Consider the following 6,000-nt stretch of genomic DNA (forward strand, 5'->3'; position numbering starts at 1 on the left):
ATATCCTATTTTTGCTAAAACTCCCGATAATCGTGAAGAATAGTTTAAGTTGGATTTTGATCTTATTTCTTTTGGTTTCGCTTTTAAACAACTGCTTAAACAGTAAGGTTCAAAAAGAAATCAATCAGAAAAATACGTTCTTGGATAATCTGAGAAAACTATATTCTTCAGGCGATTCTTCACAATGGCCAAAACCTGTTCTTGATCCCGAATCTGCCCCAACTTTTGTGGAAATCGGACATTTGCCGGAGGTGGAATTTCCAAAAGATAATCCCTATTCTTCCGAAAAAGAACTCTTGGGAAAAACGCTTTTTTTCGATCCCAGACTTTCAAAATCCAATCAGATTGCGTGTGCTTCCTGTCATGATCCGGAATTGGGATGGGGCGACAGCAGAACGGTTTCTTTCGGGCACGACAGACAGCTCGGAACCCGAAACGCAATGACCATTCTGAATGCCGCCTTTGCAAAATCTCTATTTTGGGACGGAAGAGCAAAATCTCTGGAAGAACAGTCGCAGATGCCGATTCAGGATCAGAGAGAAATGAGTGAACATATTGATATTGCGGCAGGAAAAATTGCAAAAATAAAAGGCTATGAGATTTTATTCGAAAAAGCTTTTGGCGATAAAACTGTTACCAAAGACCGCATTTCCAAAGCCATTGCCACGTTTGAAAGAACGATAAAAAGTTCTCCAAGTAAGTTTGATGTGTTTATCGACGGAAAGCCGGAAGTATATACCAATGATGAATTGATGGGGCTTCATCTTTTCAGAACAAAAGCGCAGTGTATCAACTGCCACAATTCGGGATATTTTTCGAATAACAGGTTTGAAAATGTTGGAACTTCTTTACTGGGCGAAAAAGGAGAGGATCTTGGAAGGTATGCAGTGACAAAAGTTGCGGATGATGCAGGAAAATTTCGGGTTCCGGGTTTAAGGGAGATTTCTAAAACTTCACCTTATTTGCACAACGGATCCATGACAAGCTTAAAGGAAGTAATTGAATTTTACAGCAAAGGAAATCCCGAATATTCTCAGAAAAGATCTACCGTTTATGAAGGAATTACTTTACATTCTCAAAAATCCGGAATGGTGAGAATGCTTGAACTGTCGGATGAAGAAATTGCACAGCTGGAAGCATTTTTAAAAACTTTATCCTCCAAAACGGAAAAAATAACACTGCCTGAACTTCCAAAATAAAACCTCCGGAAATTCCGAAGGTTCTGGAAGCAGATGCATTTTTACATACCTCTGCGAATGTAAATATTAATAATTAATTTTTTATTGCTTTTACGGTATACTGAGAACCGTCTTTCAATCGGATAATGAATAAGTATAATCCTGAATTTAATGTGCTTACATTAATTTCTTTTGAAGGATTTTCAACAGTTTTAATTATTCTTCCCGAAACATCGCTGATGCTCAAGGATTTTACTTTTTCAATATCTGAAATGCTTACGGTATCTTTGAAAGGATTCGGATATACTTTAACTGTATTTTTAGCCGCTGAAACTTCGCCTGTAGCCAAAACAGGATTCTGTTTTACCTCAACATTGTCCAGTAAAACATCATCATAAAAATAACCGTTGCCATTTACATTTTTATCTACTGTAAATCTTACCTGAATGGTTGTCCCGATATAAGATGAAGGCAAAGGAATTCCTACAGGTCTCCATTGGTTAGAATTGGAGGTATCGCTCCATAGAGAAACCCATCCGCTTCCGCTGTTTACTTCTACTGTAAGTTTGTTGTTATCATAGGTTGAAGGACTCACTGTAGTACTTGTAGAGGTAGAATGATTTTTAAACCATTCAAAAGAAATATAAGGAGATGTTAATCCTGTTAAATTTATTGAAGGGGTGACCAGTTGTACTGTATTGGCTCCCGCTCCGCTGTACGGAGAACTCGCGTCTACCCACGCATAAGTTCCTGCAGCTCTTCCATTATTGGCAAGGTTGGCTCCATAATCGGCGCTTCCTGAAAATTTCCATAAAAGATTCGCTGTTGTACTTCCCGGATTGGTATTCGTCCAGCAATTCGGTAAGGTTGCATTATCAAAAGTCTGAGAAAACGGCGCAGATAATGTGGCACATGCAGTTGTAACCGAAATAGGTCCCCACCAGGTACTTTTATTTGAACTGCTGCATGCAGATCTTATCCAGATGTTGTAAGTTGTAGCCGGAGAAAGTCCGTTGATGGTTGTTGAAGTGGCTGTACTGCTTCCAGAAGCTGTGGTTGCAGCAGTTGGTGCCGTGGTGTTTGTAGAATAATAATATTCATATCCTCCTGCCGGAGCAGAAGCCGGAGCCGTCCAGGAAATTCCTGCACTGTTTGCCAAAACATTAGACGAAGTTAATGCAGAAGGAGCAAAACATGACGGAAGAGGTTCCCAGTAGACATCATCGTAATAATAAGATTTTCCGTCTGCTGTATTTCTGATTGCCAGTCTCGCGTTGGAAGGAACTGAAGAAGGAACAATTACTGAATATTCGCTTGTTGAACTGTAAGTAGTGTTGCTGATGCTTAAAGCCTGTAACAATACAAATGTTGAGCTGTTTGCCGGATCCGTAACGTATCCTACATTCAGCGTTCCTGTCGCTGTGCTTACTCTTGCTTTTAATCTTAACCAATGTGTTCCTGCATTGATATTGCTGAACTGAGGAAGAACAACGGTTGTTGGATTTTGAGTTGTTGAGCTGTACTGGTAAATATTTCTTACGCCCGAAGCCGGTGTTGTAGAGGTGATTGTCTGGCTTCCGTTCGTATCAATAATTCTTGCCCAGCAATCCGGTACGATATTTCCTGTGGCATAAGACTCAAAATCTTCAAACATGGAAGTCATGGCTCCGCATAATGTTTTGAATGTACCTGAAAAAGACCACGCGCTCTGACTTGCTGCACCGCTGCAGTTTGCTCTTACCCAATAATAATAGGTGGTATTAGGATTTAAACCCGGAATTGTAGTTGAGGTTCCCGAAACTCCCGGAAGATTAGGCGTTGCTGCCGCAGCCGGAGGTATATTGGTTGTGCTGTAATAAATATCATACGTGGTTGCCGTCGTTCCCGTTGCAGGTGTCCATGAAACCGCTGCGGAATTTGCCGTAAGAGTTCCCACCGCATTCAATGTAGGAGGCGCACAAGTGGAATAAGCATCTGCTGAAAAGGCAAAAATATTGGTATAACCCTGTGCGGTTGATGTTTTGGTAATTGTAATGCTTTGGATGGGCTTTGTCTGATTGGCAGCATCTAACGTCAGCAATGTCTGGTACAATCTCGGATTGGTTCCGCTTCCTGATTCCAGGGTGTCGTTTGTTCTGTTGATTCTTCCGAACCCCTGTATTGCGAATCCGGTTCCGTTATACCAGTCTGAAACGGCAACTCCTGTAAAGGTTTGTGAGGTATTATCTGTAAAATTAACGGTTACCGTAACGGTAGAAGCACCGCTTCCGCTGGTTGCAAGCATATATAATTTAAATGCTGCTATCGGCGTTGAAAAGGTTATTGTTCCGGAGTCGTTCTGGTTAGCCAGCTTCAAGGAGTTGTTTGCACTGTAACTGGCTAGTTTATAGGATAATCCCGGGGTTGTGGAAACTACACTGTTTACGATGCCGTCACTCGGTAAACCATAAGTAAGCGGAGTGCTGGAAGAGGTAAGCTGAAAATCTCTTGATACAAAAGCGAATGAAACGCCGTCTACATCGGTTGAGGTAGTTACTGCGGAAGATCCGACTCCGTTTGCAATAACATCGGAATTAAACCCCGATGAAATAAGCATTGGCTGGAAATTTTGAGCTGCTGCATTAGAAGCTGCCAAGACAGCTCCCATATACATTGCTCTTGAAAGTAATTTTAAATTCATGCTAAAAAATTATAAGGTATTATTTGTTTGAAATTGTTTAGTCACGGTTTTTTACAAGAATCCATCCTGAATATTTTACAGGAGTATTTTTCTTATCATTTTCATTCCACCACACGGAATACCAGTAGTTTCCGGTAGATATTTTTCTTCCGTTTGCGGTTCCGTCCCATTTATATTTATTGGATTTGTCGGCCTTATGAATCTGCGCACCGTATCTGTCGAAAATATTGAAAACAAGATTTTGTTTTCCGGCGAGTGCAGAATAATCAATAAAATCATTTATTCCGTCTCCGTTAGGCGTAATAACATTAATCAGATTAGGAACCAATACACTTACGGTAACAGGATCGCAGTCATAAGCATCTTTTACAAAAATTTTAATGTCGCCTCTCGGTATATTTTTAAACTCGTTAGAATCCTGCCATTTGATTCCGTCTAATGAATACTGATAAGGAATCGTACCACCGATTGCATGAACCGTAACTTCATTATTATTAATATCAATACTGGAAATCACGGGCTGTTCCGATGCATATACTTTTACTTCCTGCAATGCCACGCACTGTCCTGTTTTAAGTTTTACCCAATATGTTCCCACACCCACATTACTGATGGATTGGGTGGTTGCTCCTGTACTCCATAAATAGCCTGTGAATCCGGGACCTGCATCCAAGTTTGTTTTATCTTCCATGCAAATAATTTTATCTTCCAGAACATTGGAAAATACAGGCGGAATGACTTCAAGAGTCACCTTTGCGATGTCATAACAGCCGAAAGAATTGCTTACTCTGATGAATACAACTCCGTTTGGCGCAATATAATTTACAGGATCTGAAATTTCATTGGTCTGATTTTCAGCGTCGGTTAAAGACGGATAGTAATTTTTAATAACACCAGATGTGTTGATGACTGAAGCAGTTGTTAAATTGAATAACCCTGTTGCCGGATTGTTTTCCAGAAAACAGGTTCTTAAAGATGCATCGTTGGTGGTAACGGTAGGAGCAACTTTTAAAGCAATCGTAGCATCGTTGTTATCGCAAAGAACCTGTGAAGGATCTTTAATTACCACCGATACATTGGTATCTGCACTGTATTGAAAATTGGTAGGATTGGTGATAGGAGAACCTCCGGTATAATAGGCGAAGGTATAATTATTCGGGTTTGTAGTAAGCTGAGAATTTAAAGAAGTTAAATCCACGGTTGCCATTCCAGTAACATCCGGACATATATTTTTTGTAATGGCTCCCTGTAATAAAGGAATTTTGTCTACATAAACCTTTACGTTTTTAATGGAATGTCTGGATCTGTTTCCGCCTGTAGAAGCAGAAAAACCAAAATATCCGACCGTCATTGCCGCAGCAGTTCCGGAAGGAGCAAAAGACTGGTTACAGATGAGGTTTCCGTTGATGGTAATTTTCACAATCCAGTTTGCCGGAGCTGCCGGATCTACCTGTGCGGTTACTTCTACGTGTTTATAAGCAGATCCCTGAAACGGAAGTGTAGTATTCATATCCGGAGAATGAAAAGAACTTCCCGGAACATTGAAAAATTCAACATTGTTGGTGTCTGTTGTGTTAACAATCTGTCCGTAGCCAACGTGAACTTTGCTCATTACGGCAGTGGTGGTATTATTATAGGTATCAAATCCTACCACAAATCCCACGGCATTCTGAGAGACACCAAGACCGGAACCTAATACGCTGGCAACCGGGGGATTAGCGAGATACCAGAAAGCGATACCGTCTCCATTTGCGGTCTGGTTAGAATCCATTCTGAAATCAAATTCTATTCTCCATTTGTCGCAATATTTCAGATTAATGGGCTGATTTAATCTAATAGAGCCAGATTGGTTATTGGTGTCGGGAGTTAACTGGATGAAATCTGTATTTACAGAAGTCGGAGCTACCATTGTCCATCCGGTAGTATTAACCGGATTTCCTGTAAGTTGATAAGTCTGTGAAAAGAGAAGATTAGAGAAAGAAGATAAAATAGTAAATAACAAAAAAGAATAGCTTTGTTTCATGCGTTAAAAGTTTATATAATCTGTGAATAATCATTACAGAGATATGGATATGCAAATAAAAATTCCAGTATAAGTTAAGCTACATTTTGATAAATTTTGTTTTGATTGTTAAACTCTTC

At 40.1% G+C, this 6,000-nt stretch carries 3 protein-coding genes; 1 reads left to right on the top strand and 2 read right to left on the bottom strand.

What is annotated here, in order from left to right:
* Window positions 1–32 precede the first annotated feature (32 nt).
* Window positions 33–1,199: a cytochrome-c peroxidase gene (locus H6W52_RS18645; protein WP_241277947.1), complete on the top strand. Its 1,167-nt coding sequence runs from the start codon at window positions 33–35 to the stop codon at window positions 1,197–1,199.
* 73 nt (window positions 1,200–1,272) lie between these two features.
* Here H6W52_RS18645 and H6W52_RS18650 read toward each other — a convergent pair whose 3' ends face one another.
* Together H6W52_RS18650 and H6W52_RS18655 are read right to left on the bottom strand one after the other, a co-directional pair.
* Window positions 1,273–3,858, bottom strand: a complete 2,586-nt coding sequence (locus H6W52_RS18650; protein ID WP_116099695.1) for a fibronectin type III domain-containing protein — start codon at window positions 3,856–3,858, stop codon at window positions 1,273–1,275.
* Window positions 3,859–3,895: 37 nt separating this feature from the next.
* On the bottom strand, window positions 3,896–5,881 hold the full coding sequence (locus tag H6W52_RS18655) for a lectin-like domain-containing protein (protein ID WP_116099694.1): 1,986 nt from the start codon (window positions 5,879–5,881) through the stop codon (window positions 3,896–3,898).
* Window positions 5,882–6,000 lie beyond the last annotated feature (119 nt).

This window comes from Chryseobacterium sp. C2(2020), assembly GCF_014218915.1.
Classification (GTDB): Bacteria; Bacteroidota; Bacteroidia; order Flavobacteriales; family Weeksellaceae; genus Chryseobacterium; species Chryseobacterium mucoviscidosis.

What these genes read in the sequence shown, in the direction of transcription:
- H6W52_RS18655 (WP_116099694.1), bottom strand. Translation starts at nt 5,881, where the DNA reads ATGAAACAAAGCTATTCTTTTTTGTTATTTACTATTTTATCTTCTTTC.
- H6W52_RS18650 (WP_116099695.1), bottom strand. Translation starts at nt 3,858, where the DNA reads ATGAATTTAAAATTACTTTCAAGAGCAATGTATATGGGAGCTGTCTTG.